This window comes from Streptomyces sp. NBC_00019 (genome assembly GCF_045041015.1).
Classification (GTDB): Bacteria; Actinomycetota; Actinomycetes; order Streptomycetales; family Streptomycetaceae; genus Streptomyces.
Genome location: NZ_CP108302.1, coordinates 10,620,055 through 10,645,717, shown reverse-complemented (window position 1 = coordinate 10,645,717; position 25,663 = coordinate 10,620,055). Strand labels below are relative to the sequence as shown.

Here is a 25,663-nt window from a genome sequence, read left to right as displayed (position 1 = left end):
TGCGTCTCTCCACCCTGCGCCCGCCCGCCGGGTACCCGACAGGGCCGACCGGGCCATCCCCTGGGGCCCGTCGGACGGTCAGCCGTTCGGCACGAGCAGCACCGGGCAGTGGGAGCGGTGCAACAGGGTGTGGGCGACCGGACCCAGGCTCGGGCGCGGCCGGCCGGCATGGTGGTGGACACCGACCACGGCAAGGCCGGCCCCGCGGGTGGCCTCCAGCAGCACGTGCGCCGGGCTGGTGCGGACCGTGCGGGCCTCGACCTCAACCTCCGGGTACCGCTCGTACAGCTCGGCCATGCTGAAGCGCGGTACGGCCGACTCGGCGGCGTCGACCCGGGCCAGTTCGCGCTGGCCGGGGCTGGTCGCGGGCACCAGTGAGGGCAGCTCGGGTGTGACGTGCCGGTGGATCCAGGAATGCAGGACGCGCAGTCGGGCACCGCGCCGCGCGGCCTCCTGGAAGGCGTAGGCCGCGGCGTCCTCGTCGGCGTCGCCCGCCAGGCCCAGCAGCACGTCCCGGCCGCCGTCACACGGATGATCGCCGCGGACGACCAGCAACGGGCTGCGGGTGTGCCCCGCGAGGTGCAGGCTCACCGAGCCGAGGAGCAGTCCGGTGAACCGGCCGAGTCCGCGGTTGCCGACCACGGTGAGTGCCGCGCCGTCGCTCTCCCGCACCAGCGCCTCCACCACTCCGGCCTCCGACGCCGTGGTCACGACCCGCAGCCCCGGATGACGGGCACGGATCCGGGCGGCGGCCGAGGCCAGGACCGGTCCGGCCTCGTCCCGGTCGGGCACGGCGAAGACGATGCGCAGCGTGGCCCCGCGGGACAGGGCTTCGTCCGCGGCGCGGTCCAGCGCGCGCACGGCGATCAGTGAGCCGTCCACTCCGACGACCACGTGCTGGGTAGTCATGTCACTGTTCCCCTCTGATCTCCGAAAAGTGTTGGTCACATGTGATGCCGCCGTCGGCGATCAGGCCGGGAGATCCGCGCCGTACAGCGTGCGTCCGCCGACCAGTTCGCGTCCGGTGACCAGTTCGGGTTCGATGCGTACGAAGACCTCCCTGGGCGAGGGCGCCCAGGAGCGCGGCCCCACCCGGCGCAGCCGTTCGTGCTCCGCCGGATCGGTCACCACGGTGGCCCGGCCGGTGACGACCACGCTCCAGCCGGACTGCGCGACGGCGTCGACCTCGTCCGCCTCGAAGGCGACGACCACGCCGTCGATCGCATGGGCCAGCTCGGAGGCCGCCGACGTCCGCAGCACCACGGCGCCGTCGTCGAGGCCGAAGTTGACCGGGAGGACGGCGGGCAGGGCCTTGCGGGTGTGCACGACGCGGCCGATCTGCGGCCTCGCCAACAGGCTCAGGCACTCCTGCCGGTCCAGTTCGCGGAACCCGTCGTTGGGATACATGGCCACCGCCTTTCACCAGGAGCACCGGTACACGTCCCATCCTCGACGGGGCAGCGGCCCCCGCAGAGGGGCCATCGGGCCCTGCCCTCCCGGAGAGCAGCCCCGGAAGCTCGTACCGCCGTGGCCCGACCGGGCCTCCATGCGGCCGCTCAGCCCGCGGCGCCAGGTGATCGCGCGGCCCGAGATGCCGACGACGTCGACGCACACCCACACATCGCGTCGGCCACCCGCCAGGGCACGCTGTGCGCCTGGTCCGCGAGGCAGCGCAGAAGCTCCGGACGGGCCACGCCCCGGGCGCGACCACGCACCAGGACGCTCCAGCCGCGGCCGAACGTCTCGTCGATGTGGTCGACCTCGAAGGCGACCCGCTCGCCCACGACTTGTGCGGGTACGGAGTCGGTGGCGGTCCGGAACGTGATCGCTCCGTCGACGACGGTGTAGTTGACGGGCAGGACCATCGCCCCCTCCGCGATGGTCGACGCCACCCTGCCCACACCGTGCGTGCCCAGCCGGCTCCAGCACTCCTCGGTGTCGAGCTCGGTCAACTCGGGACGGCGGGCGGGCTGTTCGTGTCGACGCCGGTGAGCGCCGTGACGGTGGTCTCCAGAGCGCCGACGAGCTGGAGCACAACGTTCCAGCCCGGGACGGCGGTGGGAGATTCCTCCACGTACTTCAGGTAGTTGGCGGCCATACCCGCCCTATCCGCCGTCTCTCGCAGGGTCAGGCCGAGTTCCGCACGGCGCTGTACGGGACGGCGCCCGAAGTCACTGCGTGCGGGTCCCGTCGGCGGGTGCGCCGTGGGCAATGACGTGTGTCCGTCCCCAGTCCCTCGCCTCCTTCTCCTGTCAGGCCGCCGGGACGGCCAGGGCGTCGTGCCGCTGCCCGCCGAGCACCACCTTCAGGGCGCCGGTGTCCGCGGCGCGGGCGAAGACGTCGTACGCCTCCGCCATGTGTTCCAGCGGGAAGGTGTGGGTGACCAGCGACGAGGTGGGCAGCCGGCCGGCGGCCACCATGCGCAGCAGGGTCGGCGTGGAGAAGGTGTCGACCAGCCCGGTGGTGATCGTCACGTTCTTGATCCACAGATCTTCCAGGTGGAGGGTCGCCGGTTTGCCGTGGACGCCGACGTTGGCGACGTGGCCGCCGGGGCGCACCATGCGGGTGCACATCTCGAAGGTCTCCGGCACACCGACGGCCTCGATGACCACGTCGGCGCCGAGCCCGTCGGTGAGATCGGCGATCAGCTGCTCGGGAGCTTCTCCGGCACGTGCCACGGCATCGGCGCCAAGGCGCCGGGCGGCGTCGAGCCGGGAGTCGGCCAGGTCCACCACGACGATGCGCTCGGGCGAGTACAGCCGGGCCGTGGCGATCGCGGCGAGTCCCACGGGACCGGCCCCGACGACGGCGACCGTGTCACCGGGCCGGACACGTCCGTTGAGGACACCCACCTCGTAGGCGGTCGGGAAGATGTCCGCCAGCAGCACGGCGTCCTCACTGCCGACCGCGGCGGGCAGCGGGTGCACGGAGAGGTCGGCGTACGGCACGCGCACGTACTCGGCCTGCGTGCCGTCGATCAGATGGCCGAGAATCCAGCCCCCGCCGCCCTGACACTGGCCGTAGGTGCCCTCCCTGCAGAACCGGCAACGGCCGCAGGCGGTGATGCAGGAGACCAGCACCCGATCGCCCGGACGTACCGTGCGCACGTCACTACCGGTCTCGACGATCTCGCCGACCGCTTCGTGCCCCAGCACCGTGCCAGGACGCACCTCGGGCACATCGCCCTTGAGGATGTGCAGGTCCGTGCCGCAGATGGTGACCGCCTCGACGCGCACGATCGCGTCCGTGGGGTCCTTGATTCCGGGATCGGGGACCTTCTCCCAGGCGGACTGTCCCGGGCCGTGGAAGACGAAACCCTTCATGGCCGTTCCTCCCTGTGCTCTGGCGGTTGCGCGGCGTGTCGCCGTACGGACGGCCCGGCCGCGGCGGGGGTGCGGTGTCACGCTTGCCCCTCAGGTCCAGCGTGGCCCCAGTGGCCGGCATCCGGCTTGGGCCGACTGTCCCCATCTCCCACCTGGACGGGACCGACCGGACCCACCGAGCGGCCCGGCGTCCGGCCTCGCCCAGGTCGGTGCTGCGGCACAGCACGTCACCAGCGCCGCGGTCGCGTGACCGTCCCGAGGAAGCGGGCTATTCGTCCGGCCCCTCCATGTCGAGCACCGCGTGCGGAGCGCGCCGCGGTGTGGCCGCGCCCTCCGGGCCGTAGCCGAGGCGGATCAGCATCTGTGCGTGCCCGGTGCGATCGGGATCGGGGCTCAGGTCCTGCCGCAGGTCGGGCCACTCCATCGGCTGGTGCACCAGAGAGGTGCGCAGGCCGTGCGCCGTGGCCACCAGCAGGACGTGTTCCAGCGCCTGACCAGCGCGCAGCCAGTCGGCACGGCGGTCGTGCGCAGTGGTCAACAGGCCGATGACGGGGCTGGTCTCGAAGTCCTGGGCGGGCAGCCGCTCGGGATGCCGTTGCGCGGTGAAGTCCCGCATGGGCAGCCGTTCACGCGCGTCCTGCGGACCGAGGACGTCCTGCGGGAGACCGACGTCAGCGGGATCGTCCAGGTCCTTGTGCACCCAGCGGCGGCTTTCCGTACCACGGTCGGCGTCGACACGGTTGCGCTGCTCTGCTTCCGTGGCCACGCGGAGCGCGCGGGCGGTCTCCTCCACCGTGGGAAAGGCAAGTGAAGCTCCCTCCATGTGGGCCGCCTCGGCGAGTTCGACGCGCGCGTTCTGCGGCAGCGGCCGTCCGGAGAAGGGGAAGCGGCTGCTGTGCCTGCGCCAGATCGTCGGATAGAGGTCCCCACGGTGCCCCGGTGGATGTGAGCTGCGGGATCCCGTGAGCCGCACGATGGCCAGCAGGTTCGTGTCCTCGGGGCGTGGCAGCAGTCGCACGACCGGCGACCAGCCGAAGTGGGAGACCGCGACACGGAGATTGAAGACCGACGCGCCCACCGACAGGTGCAGCGCACGAGCGAACGGATCCGCGTGGCGCAGGCTCCGCTCCGGTGCGGCGCGCACCTCGAAGGCGACGGCCTCCGGGTCCAGTCGGTAGCGCCACGGCTGGGTGTTGAAGAACGAGGGCGCGGCCACGGCGGCCGAAATGCAGGCTTCCAGGGTCGCGGCGTCGAGGGGCGCGGTTCGCATGGTGCCCTCCTCCCGTACGGACTTCGGGCAAGTGACGACGTCCTTCAAGGGTGGGAGCGAGGCGCCGGCGAAGTCAGGGGCCGATGGTCCTGTGTGGGTGGCCGGACAGGCCACGACCGGCCACCGCGACGGTGCCGTGCGGTGCCCTGCGTCGGCTTGCCCGTCGTCGTGCTCGTACGCACCCCCGGCTCTATGAGGCTGAACGGCCCCCCTCCTGGACTTGACCCCGTTCGGCCCCACGACACCCCCTGATCGGCCCATGTCGGGGCGTGCTTCGGCCTGTCACCTTGCTGGCAGTGACGACGACGAGGAGGTGCAGACCGATGCGTGCCGGAAGGCTTACGAAGAAGTGGTTCTGGAGGTGGCGGAGCAACCCGTTGCGCCGACGCGTCGACGTACTCGAGGCATGGCTCGTCCTGGCCGCCTGCGCACTGATCGCGGTGGGCGGCACGCTGGCGGGCACGGTGACGGCGCTGGCGGCCGACGGCGTCTTCGCACGACAGCGGGCCGAGCGGACCGCCGTACACGCCGTCCTCCTCACGGACACCCCTGCGGCCGCCGCGAACAGCTACCGCACGAGGGCGAAGGTCCGCTGGACCGATCACGACGGTTCCGTCCACACCGGTACGACATTGGTGAGCAGCGGAAAAAACGCGGGGGCCGGCGTCACGGTCTGGACCAATATCCAGGGCGCCCTGGTCACCGCACCACCGAGCCGGGAAGCCGCCGCCGTCGAAGCCGACCTCCTGGGTGCCGGGGCCGCTCTCGCCGTGACCGGCCTGGTCGTCGGCGCCTGGGCCGGGACACGGTGGTGGCTCGACCGACGGCGCATCGACGAGTGGGGCAGCGAGTGGGACCTCGTCGGTCCGCAGTGGGGGCACAAGACGAGCTGACGCGTCGGCGGACCGCCCTCGGTGGAGGGCTCCTGGAGATCGCCGACAACGGCCGCGCCATCGACCCGCCGTCACCCACAGCAGCGGCCTGACCAACCCGCGCCGCCGTGCGGAGAAGTTCGGAGGCACGTTCAAGTTGACCGGCCGCTCCGAACCCGGCACCCGCCTGCCCTGGCGCATCCCCCTCAGCCGCCAGGACCCGGCCGCACCCCCTGGCCCCCGCGCGCCTGACCGGGGAACCCATTCGGCTCCGTCCCGGCTTCGCCGCGCGACGGCTCCCTCCAGCAGCGGACGCCGCCGTACGGACCTGTCGCCGAGGTAGCTGTTGGGCCGATGCGCCCGAGTCGATGGGGCCGTTGGTCCCTACTTGGCCAGGTGGGGCGAAACAGCGCCGAAACGCGGGCCATCGCCTGATACACAGAAGAGCGCCGCCCAGTCCGATGCGGCGCTCTTCCCCTTCTTCCGCCCTGCCTGGGAGGCTTCATGCTGTCCGCAGAATCCGCCGCCTTGGTCCGTGCCACCCTCCCCGCTGTGGCCGGAGCACTCGACGAGATCACGACACGCTTCTACGGCGCCATGTTCCGGGACCGGCCGGAACTGCTCGACGGCATGTTCAACCGAGGCAACCAGGCCAGTGGCGCGCAGCGCCGAGCCCTGGCCGGCTCGATCGCCGGGTTCGCGACCGCGCTGCTCGACGCCCCGGACACGCGCCCGGACACACTCCTGGCCCGGATCGCGCACAAGCACGCCGCCGTCGGGGTCACCGACGACCAGTACACGATCGTGCACAAGTACCTCTTCGGCGCGATAACCGAGGTCCTCGGCGACGCGGTCACCCCCGAGGTCGCGGCCGCCTGGGACGAGGTGTACTGGCTGATGGCCGGCGCCCTGATCGGCCAGGAGGCCCGGCTCTACCAGGACGCGGGTGTGCAGCCCGGCCGCATCTGGCGGCAGTGGACGGTCGTGGAACGCCGTACCGAGACCGCGGACGTGGTGTCCTTCCTGCTCCGCCCGGCCGACGGCGAACCGGCCCCGCGGGCACGGGCGGGCCAGTACGTGAGTGTGCGCGTCCGCATGGCCGACGGCGTACACCAGCTGCGGCAGTACAGCCTGTCCTCGGACCCCGGCGGGGACCTGCGGCGGATCACCGTGAAGCGGGTCGAGGGGACGGCGGGCGAGCCGGACGGCGAAGTCTCGGGTCTGCTGCACGAGCAGACCCGCGCGGGCGATGAACTCACGCTCTCCGCACCCTTCGGCGACGTCTGCCTCGACGACCCGACCGACGCCACCGCCCCGCTCGTCCTGGTCTCGGCGGGCATCGGCTGCACCCCCATGACCGGCATACTGGCCCACCTCACCGCCCTCGGCTCCCCTCGCACGGTGCTGGTCCTGCACGCCGACCGCTCCCCCGCCGACCACGCCCTGCGCACCGAGACACGAGAGCTCACCAGCCGGCTTCCGGACGCTCGCGCCGTGTTCTGGTACGAGCGGCCCGGTCCGGAGGAACCCGACGCCCGCACCGGCCTGATGGACCTCGGCGGGATCGAAGTCCCTGACGACGCCACGGTGTTCCTGTGTGGCCCGCTGCCGTTCATGCAAGCGGTACGCGGACAACTGCTGCACGCCGGAGTGCCGGCGCGACGGATCCGCTACGAGGTCTTCGGCCCCGACCTGTGGCTGCCCGGCACGGCGGCATGAAACGCGCCGTCCCTACTTCGCTCTGAGGAAGGAACCCCCATGACCAGCGACAACACTCAAGCAGCACCCGCGATTCGGCTGCGCGGCGAAGGAGCCGTGGACGAGGACACCCTGGCGTACGCGCGTACGAAGATCGACGCCGTCGTCAGTCGGCCGGGGCTGCCCGCCGTGACGGGCGAGGTGCGGATCGTACGAGCGGCCGCCCACCACGCGAGCCGCCCCTGGTCGGCCACGGCCGACCTGTACGTGGGCAGTCGGCAGGTCGTGGTCCTCGCGGAGGAGGCCACCGCCACGGAGGTCGTCGACCAGCTCCAGGACCGGCTGCGCCGGCAGACCGACAAGGCCGCCCACTCCGGGGGCACCGGTCACCGGACAGCCGTCCCTCCGTGGCGTGGCGGGCAGCAGTCCGCTTGAGTCCACGGTGACACGGCCCGGTCGGGGACAGTCCGCCGACCGGGCCGTCGCGCTGTCCCCGCGCGTGGGGCGGCCCGATCAGTGGGCCGTCCGGACCGGGCCGGTGACCAATGGCCCACTGACGGCACGACCTGCACGGGAAACCGTGGGACGTGCGGTTCCCGATCGACGGGCGAGAACGAGGAGTTGTGTGATGGCACAGGCGTATCTGGTGGGCAGCGGTATAGCGGCGCTCGCCGCGGCCGCATTCCTGATCCGCGACGGCGGCTTCGACGGAGCGGACATCCACCTCTTCGAGGAGCAGCGCGAGATCGGGGGCAGTCTCGATGCGGGCGGCACGGCGGACGCCGGCTACACCATGCGGGGCGGGCGGATGTTCGAGGCCGAGTTCCGCTGCACGTACGACCTGCTGTCCGCCATTCCCACCCTGGACGACCCCTCGGTGTCCGTGACACAGGAGATCCTGGACGGCCACGAGGACTTCGCCTGGGACGACATCGCCCGTCTCGTCGACGGCGACGGGAAGATCGTCGACACGCGGGCGATGGGGTTCTCCGAGCGCGACCGGCTGGAGCTGGTCCGCTGCCTGGCGAACCCGGAGGGGCATCTGGACGGCAAGCGGATCACGGACTGCTTCGGCGAGCACTTCTTCACCACGAACTTCTGGTTCATGTGGTGCACCACGTTCGCCTTCCAGCCCTGGCACAGCGCCATCGAGTTCCGTCGCTACCTGAGGCGTTTCATCCACCTGTTCCCCGAGTTCGCCTCGATGTCGGGCATCCACCGCACTCGCTACAACCAGTACGACTCGATCGTGCGGCCCCTGACGGCCTGGCTGCGCGAGCACGGTGTCACCGTCCACACCGGCTGCCGGGTCACCGACCTGGGGTTCACCCCGGGGATCCGGAGCGGCACGGTGGACACCATCTACCTGACCAGAGGCGGTCACGAGGAGAAGATCCCGGTCGCCCCCACGGACCTGGTCCTGGTCACCAACGGTTCCATGACCGACGCCTCCAGCCTCGGCACACACACCAGCGCGCCCCGGCCCGCTCCCCCTCGCTCGGATGCCTGGCTGCTCTGGCACCGGCTGGCTCGGGGCCGGGAGAACTTCGGCGACCCGGCCGTCTTCGACAAGCATGTGAAGGAGTCCCGCTGGGAGTCGTTCACGGTCACTTCCAAGGACCCGGCCTTCCTCGGCGCGCTGGAGAAGTTCAGCGGCCGCGAGACCGGAAGGGGCGGCCTGATGACCTTCACCGAATCCAATTGGCTGCTCACCATCGTCGCCAACCGCCAGCCCGTGTACCGGGACCAGCCCGAGGGCGTCTCGGTCTGGTGGGGCTACGGTCTGTTCCCCGGGCGCCCGGGCAACCACACACCCAAGCCGATGACGATGTGTTCCGGCCGGGAGATCCTCGAAGAGGTCCTGCATCATCTGCAACTCGATGAGCCGACGGCGGCCCGTGTCCTTGAGACCTCCACCGTCGTGCCCTGCGTGATGCCGTACATCACCAGCCAGTTCCTGGCTCGCCGCCGGGGTGACCGGCCCAAGGTCGTGCCGGAGGGCTCGGTCAACCTCGCCTTCATCGGCCAGTTCGCGGAGGTGCCCGACGACGTGGTCTTCACCGTCGAGTACTCCGTACGCACCGCCTGGACCGCGGTAGCTCAGCTCCTCGGGCTCGACAAGCAGCCGCCCGCTGTCCACAAGGGTCACCACGACCCGCACGTACTGGCGGTCGCCCTGGAAACCATGCACCGCCGGTGACCCCGTGGTTCGTCACGGCGCGACGAGCATGACGACGGGGCTTCAACACAACGTGGCGTAACCGACCCCTCAGGACTATTTCCCAGGCGGATCGCCATCTGCGCGTGGGACGGGTGGGCGTCCGTCGAAGCCGACAAGTCGTTCGCGCAGGTCCGGCCATTCCCGTGCCTGGTGCCGTCCAGCAGGCCAACATCGACCAGGTCGCCACCGTGCTCGCCGCACTCCCCCGAGCTGGTCATCACCCACGGCAACGGTTCCCCGACGGCCTGCTCGCCGTGGAGAGCGCGGCCGATCCCGCGCTGAGCACCCCGTTTCCACTGCACCTGCTCGTCGCCCGGACCCAGGGCATGATCGGCTCCTTGCCGTCCTGCACCCTGCACAACGCCCTGGCCGGCCGCCGCATCGCCACCCTGGTCGCTCATACCCTCGTACGAGCACATGTCCGGCCTTCGACCGGCCCAGGAAGTTCGTCGGCCAGGTCTGCCCCCGCGAGGTGGCGGTGTCCCTGGTGCGCGAGCGTGGCTGGCACATCGCCCAGGACGCCGGAGGCTGGCGGCGGGTCGTTCCCTCGCCTGTCCCCGACCGAATCGTGGAGACCGACACGATCAACGACCTGCTCGGCGGCGGAGGCGTAGCCGTCACCGCCGACTGCAACACAGGTGCCTTGACGGGCCTGGAGGCCGTCATCGACAAGGACCTCACCGCGGCCCTGCTCGCCTAGGACCTCAAGCGGCACTTCCTGCTAAATCCTCACCGACGTGCCCAACGTCTACGAGAAGTACGGCACCCCGGCCCAGCGCCCCGTCCGCAACGCCACCCTCACGCAACTGCGCGGCCGAGGCATCCCTGAATGTTCCATGGGGCCGAAGGCCGAGGCCTCCGCCCGGTTCGTCGAGCGCACCGGAGGGCCGACCGCGATCGGGGCCCTGAACGCGGCGTACGAGATCGTCAACGGCCGGTCGGGCACGCTGGTCCGGCGCGATCTCACCGCCGCCTGGCGGAGGGGGCCGCACGGGCAGCGAGGCAGGGACCGTATGGCCCTGTCCCGGGCCCTGGTCGGCCCTCCCCTCGACCGCTGCCGCTCACCAGGATCAGAAGGGGACCATGCACGAGTACGGGAGGGAACGGCGATGACCATCACCGTGACAGCAGACGACCGGATGGCCGGTTCCTGGCGAGGCTTCGCGGGAACCGGCTGGCGTGAGCGCATCGACGTCCGTGACTTCATCCAGGCCAACTACACACCGTACGAAGGCGACGCGTCGTTCCTGACCGGTCCCACCGACCGCACCCGCGCCGTCTGGGAGAAGGTCAGCTCGCTGTTCCCCGAGGAACGCCGCCGGGGCATCCTGGACGTCGACACCGCCACCCCCTCCACGATCACCTCGCACGCCCCCGGCTACATCGACCGCGACCGCGAACTGATCGTCGGCCTCCAGACCGATGCCCCGCTGAAGCGCGCGATCATGCCGAACGGCGGCCTGCGCATGGTCGAGAACAGCCTCAAGGCGTACGGCTACGAGCCCGACCCGTTCGTCACGAGGGTCTTCGGCACCTACCGCAAGACCCACAACGACGGCGTCTTCGACGCCTACACCCCCGAGATGCGCGCCGCCCGCAAGGCCGGCATCATCACCGGGCTGCCCGATGCCTACGGCCGGGGCCGGATCATCGGCGACTACCGGCGGGTGGCGCTGTACGGCACCGACCGGCTGATCGAGGTCAAGAAGGGCGAGCGGTCCCTGCTGGACGCCCGTCCCTCCAGCGCCGAGGTCATCCGGGACCGGGAAGAACTCGCCGAGCAGATCAGGGCGTTGGGCGAACTCAATGCGATGGCGGCGACATACGGCTGTGACATCTCCCGCCCGGCGTCCACCGCCCACGAGGCCGTGCAGTGGCTCTACCTCGGTTACCTCGCCGCCGTGAAGGAGCAGAACGGCGCCGCGATGTCCCTGGGCCGTACCTCGACCTTCCTCGACGTCTACCTCCAGCGGGACCTGACGGACGGGATCCTCGACGAGACCCGTACCCAGGAACTGATCGACGACTTCGTGATCAAGCTACGGATCGTACGGTTCCTGCGCACCCCTGAGTACGACGCCCTCTTCTCCGGCGACCCGACCTGGGTGACGGAGTCCATCGGGGGCATGGGGGCCGACGGGCAGACCCTGGTCACCCGTACCTCCTTCCGCTTCCTGCAGACCCTCTACAACCTCGGCCCAGCTCCGGAGCCGAACCTGACTGTGCTCTGGTCGCCCCGTCTGCCCGCCGGTTTCAAGGAGTTCTGCGCCCAGGTCTCCATCGACACCAGCGCCGTCCAGTACGAGTCCGACGACCTGATGCGCCCGCGCACCGGGGACGACACCGCGATCGCCTGCTGTGTCTCCGCGATGGCGGTCGGAAAGCAGATGCAGTTCTTCGGGGCGAGGGTCAACCTGGCCAAGGCGCTGTTGTACGCCGTGAATGGCGGCCTGGACGAGATGACCGGCGAACAGGTCGCACCGCCGACGCCTCCGCTGACCGGGGAGTTCCTGGACTACGACGAGCTGTCGTCGGCGTACGACCGGGTCCTGGACTGGCTGGCCCAGACGTACGTCGACGCACTGAACGTCATCCACTACATGCACGACAAGTACGCCTACGAGCGCATCGAGATGGCCCTGCACGACCACCCGGTGCACCGCTTCATGGCCTGCGGAATCGCTGGCCTGTCGGTCGCCACGGACAGCCTGTCCGCCGTCAAGTACGCCCGTGTGAAGGTGTTCCGGGACGCCACCGGCCTCGCCGTCGACTTCCGTACCGAGGGAGACTTCCCGGCGTACGGCAACAACGACGACCGCGCCGACAGCATCGCCGTGGGCCTGGTGAAGTCCTTCATGGCGAAGGTGCGCCGGCACCCCACCTACCGGGACGCCGAGCACACCCAGTCCGTGCTGACGATCACCTCGAACGTCGTCTACGGCAAACACACCGGCAACACCCCCGACGGCCGCCGTGCCGGAGAGCCCTTCGCGCCCGGCGCCAACCCGATGAACGGCCGTGACCGGCACGGGGTCGCCGCCTCGGCGCTGTCGGTGGCCAAACTGCCGTACGAGCAGGCCCGTGACGGCATTTCGCTGACCACGACCATCACCCCGGAGGGACTCGGGCACTGCCCGCCTGAGCGGGCGGGTCACCTGGTCGGCATCCTCGACGCGTACATGGCCTCGGGCGGCTTCCACATGAACGTCAACGTGCTCGACCGGGTCACGCTGGAAGACGCCATGGACCACCCCGAGAAGTACCCGGACCTGACCATCCGCGTCTCCGGCTACGCCGTCAATTTCGTTCGGCTGACGCGCGAGCAGCAGCTCGACGTGATCAGTCGTACCTTCCACGGAACGCTGTGAGCCCGATGTCGGCGACGATGAACGGCCGGATCCACTCCTGGGACCTGTCCACCGGCGTGGACGGCCCCGGGACCCGGTTCGTCCTCTTCGTCTCCGGTTGTCCTCTGCGCTGCCTGTACTGCGCCAACCCCGACACCTGGCACATGCGGGACGGCAAGGAGACGACCGTGGAGCAGGTGATGGAGGAAGTGGAGAAGTACCGGGCGTTCATCACCACGGCCGGCGGTGGAGTGACCATCACGGGCGGCGAGCCGCTGCTCCAGCCCGCCTTCACCGGCGAGATCCTGCGCCGCTGCAAGGAGACCGGACTGCACACGGCTCTCGACACCTCGGGCCTTCTCGGTGCCCGTGCCTCCGACGAGCTCCTGTCCCGAACCGACCTGGTGCTCCTGGACATCAAGTCCTTCGACGTCACGACCTATCGCCACCTGACAGGCGGCGAACTCGCCCCCACGCTGAACTTCGCCACCCGCCTCCACCGGCTCGGCGTCCGGACGTGGATCAGGTACGTCCTGGTGCCGGGCTGGACGGACCGGGCGGAGCACGTCGACGGCCTGGCCCGCTTCGTCGCGGGCCTCGACTCGGTCGATCGGGTGGACGTCCTGCCGTTCCACAAGCTCGGCGCCGCGAAATACGAAGCCTCGGGCATCCCCTTCCCGCTGCGGGACAACCCCGTCCCCACCCCCGAACTGGTCGCACGCGTGCGTGAGCAGTTCCACGCGTACGGCCTCGCGGCCTACTGAACCGTTGCCGAGACCGTAGTCAGGTCTCAGCATTCCGGACGTTTCTGCCCGGAAGGTCCGTCTCGTCACCAGAGCGTGAGGGCTTCGGCTTGAGTACGGTCTCTCGCTTCCGTCTGCCGCTGGTGCGGCAGGGTCGCGCCACCTGCCCGCCCCGCCTCCGCTTTGCGGCGGGGGCGGATGGTGCGGGTCTTCTGGTCGGCTCCACGAGGCTTCGACACCGCTTGGGCGTCCTGGTCTGCGGCCACTCCGGTACCAGTTGTTGCGGCTGCCGCGAGCGCGGCGAGGTTGAGTGCGGCGTTGTCGTCCCGGTCGATGACCAGACCGCAGGCGTCGCACTGGTAGGTCCTCACGTGCAGCGGCAGTTTGGCTTTCACCGCGCCGCACCCGGAACAGGTCTTCGAGGAGGGGTACCAGCGGTCCGCCGCGATCGTGCGGGTGGCGTGGCGCTGGCGGGTCTTGTAGGTGAGCTGGCGGCGGATCTCCCCGAACCCGGCGTCGGCGATCCTTCGCGCGAGACGCCGGTTGCGGAGCATCCCGGCGACGTGGAGGTCTTCGACCACGACCGTGCCGTACTCGGCCGCCACGGCGGTGGTGAGCTTGTGCAGGGCGTCCGCGCGGAGGTTGGCCACCCGGTGATGCACCTTGTTGCGGGCGGCGTTGGCCTTCTCCACCGCTTCGACGGCTTCTGCCCGGTCCGCCGGTCGGGGCCGCGTCGTCGAGAGGCGACGCGGGAGGCGCGGCGCAGCTGCTTGCGTGCCCGGTCGTAGTGCCCGGGATTGGCGATGGTGCGGATCTCGCCGGTGCTGTCGGCCATGACCGCGAGGGTCTTCACCCCGAGGTCGATGCCGACCGCCACGTCCGGCCGCGCCACGCGTTCGAGGTCCCGCTCGACCTCGGCCTGGAACGAGACGAACCAGCGTCCGCGCTCGTGCCGCACGGTCGCGGACAGGATCCGGGCCGTCCCGGCCCGGACGCGGGCGAGGAGCTTCACCGTGGGCTCGTGGGTGCGGATCGTGCCCAGCCGGGGCAGGGTGACGTGACGGCCGTCAGCGTCCGCGCGGATCACGCCGGTGGTGAACCGGCAGGCAAGGCGCGCCTTGCGCTTCGACTTGAACCGCGGCGCACCCATCCGCTTGCCGCGCCGTTTGCCGTTCTTGGACTTCGCGTAGTTGTCGAACGCGGCCGACGCGTTCGCCAGGCCGGTGGAGTACGCCTCCTTGGAGTTCTCCTCCCACCAAGCGGCGAACCTCGGATCGGTGTGCTTGGCCTCGTTGAACGCCTTCCGCAGCGCGGGCAGCGACCACGGCCGCCACTTGGTCAGCCCGGCCTCGCCGATGCCGTAGGACTCCTCCGCGCGGCGCTGCCACCAAGAGGCACTCACCCAGCCGACGGCCCAGTTGTAGGCGGCACGCGCCGCGCCGCAGTGCGAGCGCAGAGCATGCTCCTGGGTGGCGTTCGGGTCCAGCGCGAAGCGGTACGCCTGCACCACGAACCCGGGCTGCGGCTGGAACTTCTTCACCCGGCGGCCTCGCCGGTCGCTACGGCCACCGCGCGGGCGGCCCGGTTCTTCGCTGCCCGCCGCCCGTACAGGCGGGCGCACATGGAGGTGAGCACCTCGGTGATGTCGCGTACCAGGTCATCGGCGGACTCGGTGGGGTCCAGGACGACCAGGCGCCGCCCGGACGCCGACAGCGCGGCCTCCAGGTGCTCGACGCCGAACCGGGCCAGCCGGTCGCGGTGCTCGACCACGATCACCACCGTCTGCGGGTCGGACAGCAGCCGGTGCAGCTTGCGGCGCCGCCCGTTCAACCCGGATCCCACCTCGGTGACGACCTCAGCGACGGCCAGGCCCAGCCCGTTCGCACCGGACACGACCCGGGCGGCCTGCCGCTCAAGATCGGCTTTCTGGTCAACGGACGACACGCGGCAGTACGCCACCACACGCCCGGACGGCTGGACGGCGACCTCGTCGACCAACCACGTCCCGGACGGCGCCTGGCGAACGGGGACGGGCATCTTCCCGTCCTTCACCCACCGCCAGGCGGTCTGGTAGCTCACGCCCTGCTGACGGGCCCACTCCGAAAGCTTCACCAGACCAAGTTACCTGAGACATACGACTAGGGATGACTATGAATGACTAGAAACGCTGTAGCAGCTTTCACCCCCGTTGGGAATAGCTCCGAGCCGCTCGTCTTCACCCCGGTGAGCCTGGGCAGCTGATCAACCATCATGATCAGCACGGCGCCCGCCGGGTAGCCGATCAGGACGGGCCGGGAGAGTAGGTCGGCGACGCCCGCGTACGCCATGACCTGCGGGACGAGATGCTCGGCCACGGTGACGCCGACCGGCAGGTCACCCCTCAATCAAGTGCACCGGCAGCCGACAACGGCGGCGGCTCCAGGCACCAGGTCGCGCCACCCCGGACCGTGTCTGCCCGCGTCCTGGGAGTTGAGCCGCCGTTCTCCGTTCGATCGGTCTCAGGATCGCCCTGCAGACACCCGATCGCGGCAGGTGAGCCGTGTCCGTTGGGCCGGAGCCCGATCATGCACCCCAACGGCCTCTGAACACAGGGACGTTCAGCCCTCTGGCCACGGGCCTTCGGCATCCGGCGGTCACCGCCGAACGTGGCGAGAGTGAGGGATGTCAGACACCGAACGGACCCACCCCCTGAAGGGATCACCACTATGGCCGTGCACGAGCACCCGCACCGGAGTTCCGGCTTCCGCCTGCCGATCTTCCGCAGGCACCGGACCGCCCCGGCATCCGAGTCCGCCGTGTCGGCACGCAGCGACACGCACACCGCGCGGGCCTACGTCTTCGCATCCCTGCGTCTGCTGACGGGGTTCGTCTTCTTGTGGGCCTTCCTCGACAAGACCTTCGGCCTCGGCTACGCCACCCGGTCCGGCAACGCCTGGATCGACGGCGGCTCGCCCACCAAGGGCTTCCTCGGCGGAGTGGCCGCCGGACCGATGGAGTCGACCTTCCACTCCTGGGCCGGGGACGCCTGGGCCGACTGGCTGTTCATGCTCGGTCTGCTCGGCATCGGCATCGCGCTCGTCGCCGGTGTGGCGCTGCGGTTCGCGGCCGTCGCGGGCACCGTGATGATGACGCTGATGTGGGTCGCCGAGTGGCCGCCCGCCCGGCACCTCTCCGACGGTTCGCCGAGCATGTCGACGAACCCGTTCGCGGAGTACCACCTCGTCTACGCGATCGTCCTGATCGCCCTCGCCGTCGCCTCCGCCGGCGACACCCTCGGCCTCGGCAAGGCCTGGGCCAAGCTCCCGCTCGTCCGCCGCAGCCGCTGGCTGCGCTGACCACGGGAGGCGCGGCGGACTCCACCAGGGGAAGCGGGTCCGCCGCACCAAGAGTCCGGCCTTGGGCCGGTCGGCCCCCGGCAGGGACCTGCGGCCCCTGCCGGGGCCCTCATTCGAAGACAAAGCTCGAATCGGGACCCCCGATTCAGGAGGTGGAGATCATGACCCGCACCATCACCGTCGGTCTCGACGGCTCCGGCGAGAGCCGCGCCGCGGCCGAATGGGCGGCCCGCGAGGCCCAGCTGCTCGGCCTGCCGCTGAAGCTGGTCCACGTCTGGGAGCCGGTGCCGGCCCCCATGGCCCAGGCACCGCTTCTGGGAGCCGAGACCCAGCAGCACTGGACCGAGCGGATCCCCCGGGAGGCGGCCGATGGTGTCCGACTGCGTCACCCCGGGCTGAATGTCGCCACCGAGCAGTTGTCCGGCCACCCCGCCGACGTCCTGACGAGCGCGGCGCAGGACGCCGAGCTGCTGGTGCTGGGCTCGCGCGGTCTCAGTGGGATCGGCGGGTTCATGATCGGTTCGGTCGGCCTCTCCGTCGTGGCGCACGCCGAACGGCCGGTCGTCCTCGTGCGTGCCGGGGAACAGGCCGCCGACGAGCACGAGATGGATCCTGCAGGTATCCCGTCCGCCGCTGCCCCGTTCCGGCCCGTCGTGCTCGGCCTCGACACCGAGAACACGGACGAGGAGCTGATCGAGTTCGCGTTCGCCGCAGCGGCTCGCCGTGGCACGTCCCTGCGGGTCGTCCACGGCTGGAACCCGCCCCCGTACTACGCCTACGGGCTCTCCGCGAACCTGGAACTCCACGGCGCTCTGGCTCGGCGCGAGAACGCTGCGCTGACCGAGGCCCTGTCGCCATGGCGCAAGAAGCACCCGGACGTCGAGGTCACCGAGGAGTCCTCCTACGGCACCCCCGGCAACCACCTGGTCGACGCCTCCCGGGATGCCTCCCTGGTCGTCGTCGGCCGTCGCATCCGCCGCAGCCCGTTCGGCGCCCACATCGGCCCCGTCACCCACGCCGTCCTGCACCACTCCACCGCCCCCGTCGCCGTCGTCCCCCACTCCTGAGGAGAAGCAGTCATGAAAGCAGCGGTCGTACGAGCCTTCGGTGAACCCCTGGTCATCGAGGACCGCCCCGACCCCGAGCCGGGCCCCGGCCAGGCCCGCATCCGCGTCGAGGCTTCCGGACTGTGCCACACCGACATCCACGCCGCCCATGGCGACTGGCCCGTCAAGCCCAGCCCGCCCTTCGTCCCCGGCCACGAGGGTGTCGGCCTGGTCGAGAAGCTCGGCGAAGGCGTCACCCACCTGAGCGTCGGACAGCGGGTCGCGGTGCCCTGGCTGGGCAAGGCCTGCGGGCGGTGCGAGCACTGCCTGACCGGCTGGGAGACGCTGTGCGAGCAACAGATCAACACGGGCTACGGCTGCGACGGCGGATACGCCGAGAAGATGCTGGCCTGGGCCGACTTCGCCCAGCCGGTGCCCGAGGGAATCAGCCCCTTCGACGCCGCCCCGCTGACCTGCGCCGGCGTGACCACGTACAAGGCGCTCAAGGTGGCCGACGTGCGGCCCACGCAGCTCGTGGCGATCTCCGGCATCGGCGGACTCGGGCACCTCGCCCTGCAGTACGCGAAGATCGCCGGCGCCACCGTCGCAGCGATCGACGTGACCGACGAGAAGCTCGAACTCGCCGCCGAGCTGGGCGCGGACCTCGTCATCGACGCCCGCAAGGACAACGTGGGCGAGGTGCTGAAGCAGCACGGCGGCGCGCACGCGGGGATCGCCCTCGCCGTGAACGAGGCCGCCTTCACCGCGGTCAACTCCGGGCTCCGGCGCGGCGGCAGGCTCGTCATGGTCGCTCTCCCCGCGCACGGCACGATCCAGGTCCCGATCTTCGACACCGTCCTCAACGGGACGAGCGTGATCGGTTCGATCGTCGGCACCCGGCAGGATCTCGCCGAGGTCTTCCAGCTGCACGCGGCCGGACGCACCCGGGTGATCCATGAGAGGCGACCTCTGGAATCGGTGAACGAGTCCATCGACGAGGTACTGCGCGGCGAGATCAAGGCCCGCATCGTCTTCGACCTCGGTGCGGGAAGGTGAGCGCGATGGACCTGCCGGTCGTCGTCGGAGTCGACGGCTCCGAGCCCAGCATGCGCGCACTCGACTGGGCGGCCGACGAAGCCGCTCGGCGCGGTGTACCGCTGCGGCTGGTGTACGCCTCGCTCTGGGAGCGGTACGAGGGCGCGCAGCTCGCCGAGGATTTGGGCAAGCCGTCCGGGCGGCTGCGTGCCGAGGACATCGTCGAGACCGCGGCCCGCCGCGCCCACGGTCGCCGGCCCGACCTGAAGATCTCCACCGAAGTGCTGGCCGAGGAGCCCGAGTACGTGCTGGTGCGGGAGAGCCGCAACGCCTCTCTGCTGGTGACGGGCACCCGCGGCCGCGGCGGTATCGCCGAGGCGCTGCTGGGGTCCGTGAGCCTGACCGTGGCCGGGCACGCACACTGCCCGATGATCGTCGTACGCGGCAGCCACGACAACCAAACCGGATCAACCACGCACGGCCGCGTCGTCGTCGGCATCGGAGCCAAGCCGGCACTCTCGGGGGCGCTGCGGTTCGCCTTCGAGGAGGCGCGGCGGCGGGGAGTACAGGTCGAAGCGGTACGGGCCTGGAGGTGCCCCGCGCACGAGACCACCGACCATCCCCTGCTGGCTGGAGAGCCTGCCAGGCTGCACGAACAGCGGGCGGCCGAGGAACTCGAAGCGGCACTCCAGGACGCCCCGGCCGATGTCGAACTGCACCGCCGTACCGTCGAGGGCCACACCCGGACCGCACTGGTGAACGCCTCGCACGACGCCGACCTCCTGGTCATCGGAGCCCGGCGCCATCAACGCCACTTCGGGCTCCAACTGGGTCGGGTGGCCCATGGAGTACTGCACCACTCCGCCTGCCCGGTCGCCATCGTGCCCGAACAGGCGTGACCGCGAGGACGACCTCGCCGTGGTCCTGAACCATCCTCCGGGTGCCGAAGGCGCCCATCGTGTCCCGCGATGTCATCGGCGATCCCGCCTCCTGCATCTTCGACCCGACCCTGACCCAGGCCAGCGGGACGCTGGTCAAGGTCTTCGGCTGGTACGACAACGAGTGGGGCTGCACCAATTGCCTCCTCGACCTCACGGCCCTCATCGCCGACGACTGACCACTTACGGGAGGGACCGGTGCCGCCGATCACCGGTCCCCTCCGCATGCCGGGACAACCAGCGGAAAACGTTGGGCCGACCGGCCCGCAGAGCACCCTGGACAGCCCATGGGGCCCCTCGCCGATCCGCTGGATGCTCGAAGTGCCGAGAGAGGTTTGGAGGGCATCCCCGATGACGGACGACGTGCTCAACCGACCCGCGGTCCATGCCCTGCTCTCCGAGGTCGACTTCAACCCCTGTCCTCGCCACACCAGGCCAGGTCACCGTGCTCGACGCCCGTGTCCGCCTGACACCGCGCGCCGACCCCAGGCCTCCCATCTGCGTCGACTCCGCTGAGGAGGAACAGTCATGAAGCACAACAAGGTCGGCTCCGTGATGACCAGTGACGTCGTCCGGGCCGAGTACGGCACACCGTTCAAGAAGGTGGCACAGCTGCTCGCCGACCACCGGATCAGCGGTCTGCCGGTGGTCGACGAGGACGACGAGGTGATCGGTGTCATCTCCGAGACGGACCTCATGGTCCGCCAGGCGGCGACCCCCGACCCCTTCGACCGGCCACGCCGTCGGCGACTCGCCGGGCTCACGCGCAGCGCCCGGCGACAGGCCGCGAAGGCACGTGCCCGCACGGCCGGCCAGTTGATGACCGAACCGCCGGTCACCGTGCATGCCGACGACAGCATCGTCGAAGCCGCCCGGACCATGGCCCAACGGCGCGTGGAGCGACTACCGGTGGTCGACGAGGAGGACCGGCTGATCGGCATCGTCACCCGTCGCGACCTGCTGCAGGTCTTCCTGCGGCCCGACGCGGAGATCCGCGCGCAGGTCGCCCAGGAGGTGCTGGTCCGCGCCTTGTGGGTGCCGCCCCACAGCATCGACGTCGCCGTGACACAAGGCGTCGTCGCCCTCACCGGCCAGATGGAGCGCAAGAGCGAGACGGAGATCGCCGTCTCGATGACCCGGCAGATAGACGGCGTGGTCGCCGTCATCGACAAGCTCACCTGGCGCCTGGACGACGCACGGCTCCGACCCTACGAGCAGGCACTGAGCGGTGTGGCCGACGACTGGGTGCGCCGGTTGTAGGAGGAGGCGACCACCATGACGGGCAAGGTGTTGGTCGCATCCGGAACGACGAACGGATCGGCCGCGCAGATAGCCGAAGCGCTCGCTGAGGTTCTGCGCAAGGACGGACACAACGACGTCCGCCGCTTCATGCGGCGGTACGGAAAGGTCCGCCGAACTGCGCCTTCTCCGGTAGGTGAGTTGACGGACTGTGAGAGGTGCGGAGGGCAGAGGCGCCGCCCCCGGCGCTCGGAGAGCGGGTACCGGGGGTCGGTGACGAACCGGCCTATGCGGGCACAACAGCCACAGGACACAGGGACTCACGCAGAAGGACCCGTTCGACCGCCCCTGATCCGCCACCGGACCGCCGGCCCACAACCACCAGACCGGCGCCCGCGGACAGCCTGACCAGGGCCTGCGCCGGCGGAAGCAGCCGGACGTCCTCCAGTACTTCCACGTGCGGGTACTCCTCGCGCCACGGCCGCAGTTCGTCGGCAAACAGCTGCACCTCTTGGTCCTCCCAGGCGCCGCGGTCCGCCTCCGGTACACCGAACGGCAGTTCGGCCACGCAAGAGGGGAAACGCCACGCGTGCACGGCCCGTAGCCGTACGCCCCACCGCTGTGCGGTGTCGAAGGCGAAGTCGACAGCCCCTTCGGCAGGGTCGTGGGCGTCCATGCCGAGCGTGATCTCAGCGTGGTGACGTGCAATCGGCACGAAGATGACAGGGCAGGCGCAGTCCGTATGTACGCTCCCCGGCCCGCCCGTCACGACCAGCCGCGCCTGGCCCGGGACCACTTGCTCCATGACGTTCGCCTTTCCCTCGAGAGGATGCGTGGCAGCAACTTCAGGTGGTCCTGTGTCCCCATCGCGGACCCACCAGATCCCACTCCCTGCCCCACCCGTCGACGCGCCGCAGTTCCAGCCGCCATCGTGCAAGGGCTCCCAGGGCGTAGACGACACCGGTGAGGGCGAAACCGGCCAGGGTGCCCAGAGCGCCTGCCTCGACAGCGGCCTCCGTGGGACTCGGCGGTTCGGTGGCCAGCGCGCCCTGGTCGTCCTGCCAGAGAACGACCCGGCTTTGGGCGGGCTGCCCGACGTCGACCAGGGTCTGGCCGGTGCGGGTGGAGCCGTCGGGGGCCGTCCAACGGACCGTGGCCAGGGCCTTGTCGCTCGACGACCGGACCGAAGAGGTGCCGTCGGACACATCGGTGAGGAGGACGGCCTGCACGGAGTGCCGCTCCGCACGCTGGCGCGCGAACGTCTCGTCCGCGGCGTGCGCGGTCACCAGACCGGCAGCCGTGCCGCCCACTGCGACGACCGCCCACACGGCCAAGACGATCCAGGCCTCGACGATGTCGTCGTGTCGTCGCAGCGGATTGCTCCGCCAGCGCCACAACCGCTTCCTCATGAACTTGCCGCCGCCCATGGCTCCGCACCTCCTCCAGCCGTCACACCTTCGAAGGTCGCAGTTCGGGCCAAGCGTTCACATGGGCCGAGCAGACGACAATGCAGGGCCGCTCGGTACCGGTTCCCGGCCGGGGATGGGGCCGTTCGGCCCAGAGGACGGCAGCCGAGGGTGCACCTCGAACACGCCACCCAGCCCTGCGGCGCGGAGAACCCGCAAGAAGCCGCCACTCTCAGTGACCAGCCGGAGCCGACCGTGCCGCGCTCCGACCCGGTTCCGAGTACGGCACAGGACCCCCAGGCCGGCGCAGTCGATGAACGACACGGGACGTAGATCGAGCACCAGATCCGGGTGCGGGCCCGAGGAAAGGGCGTCGAGACGGGATACCAGCGGGATCGCCGTCACGAGGTCGATCTCACCGTGCAGCGTCACGATGGTCGTTCCGTCGACCTCGCGTGCCACGAGAGGCGGCGCATGCCTCGTGTGCTTTTCGGACATGGTGCGATCAAAGTCGCACCATGGGACGGAGGGGAAGGGCCGAACGGTCCCTGGAGGCTGGGTCCGGCGGCCCACGGGGTTGCTCCGTGGGCCGCCGTTGCCCAGCGGTCCCGTCCCGGTCAGGGATGTGGCCCGACCGGCCCAAGCGGCCCCTGCACAAGCGGGCCAGGCTGGACTTGCGGGGCAAATCCGGCGCGAGAGCGGTACCAGGCACGTACTGGCAACTGAGGCCCCGCCGCCGGACCCGGACTCCGCAACCGATCGAGTGGGGTGAGGAGCGTCATGAAAGCCTTCGTGTTCCACGGCGCCGGACAGTCCGCCTGGGAAGAGGTCCCGGACCCGGCCATCAAGGAGCCCACCGACGCAATCGTGCGCGTCGGGGCCGTCACCATCTGCGGCACGGACCTGCACATCCTCAAGGGCGATGTCCCCGAGGTGCGTCCCGGCACGGTGCTGGGGCATGAGGCAGTCGGCGAGATCGTCGAAACCGGCAGCGACGTCCGGACCGTACGGCCAGGAGACCGTGTTCTGGTGTCCTGCATCAGCGCGTGCGGGCGGTGCGCCTACTGCCGTCAGGGAACGTACGGCCAGTGCCGCGCCGACGGGGGCTGGATCCTCGGTCACCTGATCGACGGCACCCAGGCCGAGTACGTCCGCGTGCCCTACGCCGACCTGTCCGTGCACCCCCTGCCCGCCGCCATGGACAGCAAGGACGCCGTCCTCTTCGCCGACATCTTCCCGACCTCCTACGAGGTGGGCGTACTCAACGGACGCGTACGTCCCGGAGACACCGTCGTCGTGGTCGGCGCCGGCCCCATCGGGCTGGCCGCGATCGCCACCGCCCAGCTGTTCACCCCCGAACGGATCGTCGCCGTGGATCTGGCCGCCGCCCGGCTGGAGGCCGCGCGGAAGCTCGGCGCCGACGCCGTGGCCGACGCCCGCGAGACCCCTGAGCAGCTGGTCGCCGACCTCACCGACGGACTCGGTGCGGACGTCGTCATCGAGGCCGTCGGCGTACCCGAGAGCTTCGAACTGTGCACCCGCATGGTCCGGCCCGGCGGCCATGTCGCCAACGTCGGCGTGCACGGCTCACCGGCGACCCTGCACCTCGAGGATCTGTGGATCAAGAACGTCACCATCACCACCGGTCTGGTCGACACCTACTCCACCCCCACCCTGCTGCGCATGGCAGCCGCCGGACGGTTGCCCACCGCGCAACTGGTCACCCACACCTTCCCGCTCGGCCGCATGGAGGAGGCGTACGACGTCTTCGCCCACGCCGCCGACACCGGCGCCCTCAAGGTCGTGCTCGGCGAAGAGCGGCACGAGGCCGTCGCCGTGCGCGCAGTCTGACGAAAGGACGTGACGACCATGTCTGAACGGACGCGACCCGACGCCGGTACGACGGCCGAACGACCCGTGGGCGACCTGGGACGCCGCCTCGCCACCCGGCGAGCACAACTGGGCCTGACCCGGCAGGAGGCAGCCACCCGGGCGGGCATGGCCCCCAGCTATCTGAAGCACCTGGAGGAGCATCCTGGCGCCGCACCGAACAGGGGCGCCCTTCACAGCCTGGCCGCGGCCCTGCTCACCACGATGGCGGAGCTCACCGGCGGAGCCGACGACCTGCCGCCCGGGCTCGAACAGGCCAATCGCAGCCCTGAGCTCACGGAACTCAGCACGGACGAGTGCGAGTCCCTGCTCGGCACGCACGGCGTGGGGAGGATCGCGGTGACGACCGCGTCGGGACCGGTCATTCTGCCGGTCAACTACAGCGTCGTCGACGGCACGATCGTCTTCCGGACGAACTCCGGCGCGACGCCGTCGCTGGCGTCCGGTCAGCAGGTGGCCTTCGAGGTCGACCGCATCGACGACGCCTTCAGCAGCGGCTGGAGCGTCCTCGTGCGCGGGCCCGCGCGAACCGTCACGGATGCGGACGAGGCACGCCGGCTCGATGAGCAGGCGTACAGCGCCCCTTGGGCCGGCGGCCGACGCGACCTCTGGGTGCGGATCGAGTCCCACACCGTCACAGGGCGCCGGATCGCGGTGTGATGTCCATGCCCGCGCAACCACCGAGGAAGTGCGGCTGATGTACGCCAACGACGGATTCCGCGAGCTCGACCGCCGCGAGTGCCTGCGCCTGCTGGCGCAGGCACCCGTAGGCCGCATCGTCCACACGCGCCGGGCCCTGCCCGCCGTACTGCCTGTCAATTCGCCCTGGACGACGAAGCGGTGGTCGTGCGCACCTCGGCCGCCTCGGAACTCGTGCGCGCGATCGACGGTTCGGTCGTCGCCTTCGAGGCCGACGAGGTCGACACGGAATCGCACTCCGGCTGGAGCGTCGTGGTCACCGGTTCGGCCACGCTGGTCACCGACCGGTCCGACCACGCCCGGCTGTTGCGGACCGGCCCGCGATCCTGGGTGCCTTGTCCCGAGGAGACCTTCGGCCGCATAGAGCCTGAGCTGGTGACAGGACGGGTACTCGTCGGCGAGCTCACGGTCGATGGCCCAATACCCAGGAGCTGAGAAGCCCGATCCGCCGCCCGGCGCAAGAGTCTGCGCCGGGCGGCCGTGTATTGGACCACGAACAATCAGCGGGACACTTCTCGGACGGCTCCGCCCGCCGCAGGGTTCGGGGAGGACGCCGTTCCGCTCCCTGCCGATCGGTTGCACAGCAGGTCGGTGGCAGTGA

General features: G+C 70.5%; 23 protein-coding genes and 5 pseudogenes. 17 read left to right on the top strand and 11 right to left on the bottom strand.

What is annotated here, in order from left to right; genetic code table 11:
• Nucleotides 1-78: 78 nt before the first annotated feature.
• The 6 genes from OHU89_RS49450 to OHU89_RS49425 form a co-directional block, all read right to left on the bottom strand.
• A complete protein-coding gene (locus OHU89_RS49450; protein WP_405653134.1) occupies nucleotides 79-909 on the bottom strand; it encodes a universal stress protein in 831 nt (276 codons plus the stop codon).
• Between the two features lie 60 nt (nucleotides 910-969).
• On the bottom strand, nucleotides 970-1,407 hold the full coding sequence (locus OHU89_RS49445; protein ID WP_405653132.1) for a pyridoxamine 5'-phosphate oxidase family protein: 438 nt from the start codon (nucleotides 1,405-1,407) through the stop codon (nucleotides 970-972).
• A gap of 149 nt (nucleotides 1,408-1,556) precedes the next feature.
• Nucleotides 1,557-1,952 (bottom strand): pyridoxamine 5'-phosphate oxidase family protein, encoded by a 396-nt coding sequence (locus tag OHU89_RS49440; RefSeq protein WP_405653129.1) that lies wholly within the window; start codon nucleotides 1,950-1,952, stop codon nucleotides 1,557-1,559.
• Nucleotides 1,949-2,212, bottom strand: coding sequence for a helix-turn-helix domain-containing protein (locus OHU89_RS49435; protein WP_405653127.1), 264 nt, complete (start codon nucleotides 2,210-2,212; stop codon nucleotides 1,949-1,951). The genes OHU89_RS49440 and OHU89_RS49435 overlap by 4 nt, the downstream gene beginning before the upstream one ends.
• Before the next feature lie 40 nt (nucleotides 2,213-2,252).
• The gene (locus OHU89_RS49430) at nucleotides 2,253-3,323 is read right to left on the bottom strand and encodes a zinc-dependent alcohol dehydrogenase family protein (protein WP_405653124.1); all 1,071 of its coding nucleotides are present in this window, start codon (nucleotides 3,321-3,323) and stop codon (nucleotides 2,253-2,255) included.
• 268 nt (nucleotides 3,324-3,591) lie between these two features.
• The gene (locus tag OHU89_RS49425) at nucleotides 3,592-4,593 is read right to left on the bottom strand and encodes an Acg family FMN-binding oxidoreductase (protein ID WP_405653121.1); all 1,002 of its coding nucleotides are present in this window, start codon (nucleotides 4,591-4,593) and stop codon (nucleotides 3,592-3,594) included.
• Between the two features lie 323 nt (nucleotides 4,594-4,916).
• Here OHU89_RS49425 and OHU89_RS49420 point away from each other — a divergent pair, with 323 nt between their 5' ends.
• The 7 genes and pseudogenes from OHU89_RS49420 to pflA all read left to right on the top strand — a co-directional run bounded on the left by OHU89_RS49420 (nucleotide 4,917) and on the right by pflA (nucleotide 13,495).
• Nucleotides 4,917-5,486, top strand: a complete 570-nt coding sequence (locus OHU89_RS49420; RefSeq protein ID WP_405653119.1) for a hypothetical protein — start codon at nucleotides 4,917-4,919, stop codon at nucleotides 5,484-5,486.
• A gap of 483 nt (nucleotides 5,487-5,969) precedes the next feature.
• Nucleotides 5,970-7,184, top strand: coding sequence for a globin domain-containing protein (locus OHU89_RS49415; protein WP_405653117.1), 1,215 nt, complete (start codon nucleotides 5,970-5,972; stop codon nucleotides 7,182-7,184).
• 39 nt (nucleotides 7,185-7,223) lie between these two features.
• A complete protein-coding gene (locus OHU89_RS49410; RefSeq protein ID WP_405653114.1) occupies nucleotides 7,224-7,598 on the top strand; it encodes a hypothetical protein in 375 nt (124 codons plus the stop codon).
• Nucleotides 7,599-7,788: 190 nt separating this feature from the next.
• Complete coding sequence (locus OHU89_RS49405) at nucleotides 7,789-9,363, top strand: oleate hydratase (protein WP_405653111.1); 1,575 nt, start codon at nucleotides 7,789-7,791, stop codon at nucleotides 9,361-9,363.
• 173 nt (nucleotides 9,364-9,536) lie between these two features.
• A pseudogene (locus OHU89_RS49400) lies at nucleotides 9,537-10,355 on the top strand (carbamate kinase); the annotation flags it as partial.
• Between the two features lie 138 nt (nucleotides 10,356-10,493).
• Complete coding sequence (pflB, locus tag OHU89_RS49395) at nucleotides 10,494-12,752, top strand: formate C-acetyltransferase (RefSeq protein ID WP_405655023.1); 2,259 nt, start codon at nucleotides 10,494-10,496, stop codon at nucleotides 12,750-12,752.
• Nucleotides 12,753-12,757: 5 nt separating this feature from the next.
• Nucleotides 12,758-13,495, top strand: coding sequence for a pyruvate formate-lyase-activating protein (gene pflA / locus OHU89_RS49390; RefSeq protein ID WP_405655021.1), 738 nt, complete (start codon nucleotides 12,758-12,760; stop codon nucleotides 13,493-13,495).
• 65 nt (nucleotides 13,496-13,560) lie between these two features.
• On the opposite strand, the pseudogene tnpB reads toward pflA, so the two are convergent.
• Both tnpB and OHU89_RS49380 read right to left on the bottom strand, forming a co-directional pair.
• Nucleotides 13,561-14,981, bottom strand: a pseudogene (gene tnpB, locus OHU89_RS49385) (IS607 family element RNA-guided endonuclease TnpB).
• A 29-nt stretch (nucleotides 14,982-15,010) separates the two neighbouring features.
• Complete coding sequence (locus OHU89_RS49380; RefSeq protein ID WP_405653109.1) at nucleotides 15,011-15,586, bottom strand: IS607 family transposase; 576 nt, start codon at nucleotides 15,584-15,586, stop codon at nucleotides 15,011-15,013.
• 593 nt (nucleotides 15,587-16,179) lie between these two features.
• On the opposite strand from OHU89_RS49380, the gene OHU89_RS49375 reads away from it, so the two are divergent.
• From OHU89_RS49375 to OHU89_RS49345, 7 genes and pseudogenes are all read left to right on the top strand, one after another.
• A complete protein-coding gene (locus tag OHU89_RS49375) occupies nucleotides 16,180-16,809 on the top strand; it encodes a hypothetical protein (RefSeq protein ID WP_405653106.1) in 630 nt (209 codons plus the stop codon).
• Nucleotides 16,810-16,970: 161 nt separating this feature from the next.
• Nucleotides 16,971-17,876: a universal stress protein gene (locus OHU89_RS49370; RefSeq protein WP_405653103.1), complete on the top strand. Its 906-nt coding sequence runs from the start codon at nucleotides 16,971-16,973 to the stop codon at nucleotides 17,874-17,876.
• A 12-nt stretch (nucleotides 17,877-17,888) separates the two neighbouring features.
• Nucleotides 17,889-18,911, top strand: coding sequence for an alcohol dehydrogenase AdhP (gene adhP, locus OHU89_RS49365; protein WP_405653101.1), 1,023 nt, complete (start codon nucleotides 17,889-17,891; stop codon nucleotides 18,909-18,911).
• A 5-nt stretch (nucleotides 18,912-18,916) separates the two neighbouring features.
• Entirely contained in the window at nucleotides 18,917-19,789 is an 873-nt protein-coding gene (locus tag OHU89_RS49360) for a universal stress protein (RefSeq protein ID WP_405653098.1), read from the top strand.
• Nucleotides 19,790-19,821: 32 nt separating this feature from the next.
• Nucleotides 19,822-20,007 (top strand): annotated as a pseudogene (locus OHU89_RS49355) (type I glyceraldehyde-3-phosphate dehydrogenase); the annotation flags it as partial.
• Between the two features lie 349 nt (nucleotides 20,008-20,356).
• Nucleotides 20,357-21,088, top strand: coding sequence for a CBS domain-containing protein (locus tag OHU89_RS49350; protein ID WP_405653095.1), 732 nt, complete (start codon nucleotides 20,357-20,359; stop codon nucleotides 21,086-21,088).
• Nucleotides 21,089-21,103: 15 nt separating this feature from the next.
• Nucleotides 21,104-21,196 (top strand): annotated as a pseudogene (locus OHU89_RS49345) (flavodoxin); the annotation flags it as partial.
• A gap of 157 nt (nucleotides 21,197-21,353) precedes the next feature.
• On the opposite strand, the gene OHU89_RS49340 reads toward OHU89_RS49345, so the two are convergent.
• The 3 genes from OHU89_RS49340 to OHU89_RS49330 all read right to left on the bottom strand — a co-directional run bounded on the left by OHU89_RS49340 (nucleotide 21,354) and on the right by OHU89_RS49330 (nucleotide 22,971).
• Nucleotides 21,354-21,782, bottom strand: a complete 429-nt coding sequence (locus tag OHU89_RS49340; RefSeq protein WP_405653092.1) for a universal stress protein — start codon at nucleotides 21,780-21,782, stop codon at nucleotides 21,354-21,356.
• Nucleotides 21,783-21,912: 130 nt separating this feature from the next.
• Nucleotides 21,913-22,494: a hypothetical protein gene (locus OHU89_RS49335; protein ID WP_405653090.1), complete on the bottom strand. Its 582-nt coding sequence runs from the start codon at nucleotides 22,492-22,494 to the stop codon at nucleotides 21,913-21,915.
• 57 nt (nucleotides 22,495-22,551) lie between these two features.
• The gene (locus tag OHU89_RS49330) at nucleotides 22,552-22,971 is read right to left on the bottom strand and encodes an STAS domain-containing protein (RefSeq protein ID WP_405653087.1); all 420 of its coding nucleotides are present in this window, start codon (nucleotides 22,969-22,971) and stop codon (nucleotides 22,552-22,554) included.
• A gap of 282 nt (nucleotides 22,972-23,253) precedes the next feature.
• Between OHU89_RS49330 and OHU89_RS49325 the strand changes: the two genes are divergently transcribed.
• From OHU89_RS49325 to OHU89_RS49315, 3 genes and pseudogenes are all read left to right on the top strand, one after another.
• Nucleotides 23,254-24,324 carry a zinc-dependent alcohol dehydrogenase family protein gene (locus tag OHU89_RS49325; protein ID WP_405653085.1) on the top strand — a complete coding sequence of 357 codons (1,071 nt, stop codon included), beginning with the start codon at nucleotides 23,254-23,256 and terminating at the stop codon, nucleotides 24,322-24,324.
• A gap of 18 nt (nucleotides 24,325-24,342) precedes the next feature.
• Entirely contained in the window at nucleotides 24,343-25,023 is a 681-nt protein-coding gene (locus tag OHU89_RS49320) for a helix-turn-helix domain-containing protein (RefSeq protein WP_405653083.1), read from the top strand.
• A 37-nt stretch (nucleotides 25,024-25,060) separates the two neighbouring features.
• A pseudogene (locus OHU89_RS49315) lies at nucleotides 25,061-25,497 on the top strand (pyridoxamine 5'-phosphate oxidase family protein).
• The last annotated feature ends 166 nt before the right edge of the window (nucleotides 25,498-25,663 follow it).

Excerpts from the sequence above, each read along its gene's own strand:
- OHU89_RS49335 (WP_405653090.1), bottom strand. The coding sequence starts at position 22,494 with ATGGGCGGCGGCAAGTTCATGAGGAAGCGGTTGTGGCGCTGGCGGAGC.
- pflA (WP_405655021.1), top strand. The coding sequence starts at position 12,758 with ATGTCGGCGACGATGAACGGCCGGATCCACTCCTGGGACCTGTCCACC.
- OHU89_RS49415 (WP_405653117.1), top strand. The coding sequence starts at position 5,970 with ATGCTGTCCGCAGAATCCGCCGCCTTGGTCCGTGCCACCCTCCCCGCT.
- OHU89_RS49320 (WP_405653083.1), top strand. The coding sequence starts at position 24,343 with ATGTCTGAACGGACGCGACCCGACGCCGGTACGACGGCCGAACGACCC.
- OHU89_RS49445 (WP_405653132.1), bottom strand. The coding sequence starts at position 1,407 with ATGTATCCCAACGACGGGTTCCGCGAACTGGACCGGCAGGAGTGCCTG.
- OHU89_RS49350 (WP_405653095.1), top strand. The coding sequence starts at position 20,357 with ATGAAGCACAACAAGGTCGGCTCCGTGATGACCAGTGACGTCGTCCGG.
- OHU89_RS49430 (WP_405653124.1), bottom strand. The coding sequence starts at position 3,323 with ATGAAGGGTTTCGTCTTCCACGGCCCGGGACAGTCCGCCTGGGAGAAG.
- OHU89_RS49410 (WP_405653114.1), top strand. The coding sequence starts at position 7,224 with ATGACCAGCGACAACACTCAAGCAGCACCCGCGATTCGGCTGCGCGGC.
- adhP (WP_405653101.1), top strand. The coding sequence starts at position 17,889 with ATGAAAGCAGCGGTCGTACGAGCCTTCGGTGAACCCCTGGTCATCGAG.
- OHU89_RS49450 (WP_405653134.1), bottom strand. The coding sequence starts at position 909 with ATGACTACCCAGCACGTGGTCGTCGGAGTGGACGGCTCACTGATCGCC.
- pflB (WP_405655023.1), top strand. The coding sequence starts at position 10,494 with ATGACCATCACCGTGACAGCAGACGACCGGATGGCCGGTTCCTGGCGA.
- OHU89_RS49375 (WP_405653106.1), top strand. The coding sequence starts at position 16,180 with ATGGCCGTGCACGAGCACCCGCACCGGAGTTCCGGCTTCCGCCTGCCG.
- OHU89_RS49425 (WP_405653121.1), bottom strand. The coding sequence starts at position 4,593 with ATGCGAACCGCGCCCCTCGACGCCGCGACCCTGGAAGCCTGCATTTCG.
- OHU89_RS49370 (WP_405653103.1), top strand. The coding sequence starts at position 16,971 with ATGACCCGCACCATCACCGTCGGTCTCGACGGCTCCGGCGAGAGCCGC.
- OHU89_RS49360 (WP_405653098.1), top strand. The coding sequence starts at position 18,917 with ATGGACCTGCCGGTCGTCGTCGGAGTCGACGGCTCCGAGCCCAGCATG.
- OHU89_RS49420 (WP_405653119.1), top strand. The coding sequence starts at position 4,917 with ATGCGTGCCGGAAGGCTTACGAAGAAGTGGTTCTGGAGGTGGCGGAGC.
- OHU89_RS49325 (WP_405653085.1), top strand. The coding sequence starts at position 23,254 with ATGAAAGCCTTCGTGTTCCACGGCGCCGGACAGTCCGCCTGGGAAGAG.
- OHU89_RS49330 (WP_405653087.1), bottom strand. The coding sequence starts at position 22,971 with ATGTCCGAAAAGCACACGAGGCATGCGCCGCCTCTCGTGGCACGCGAG.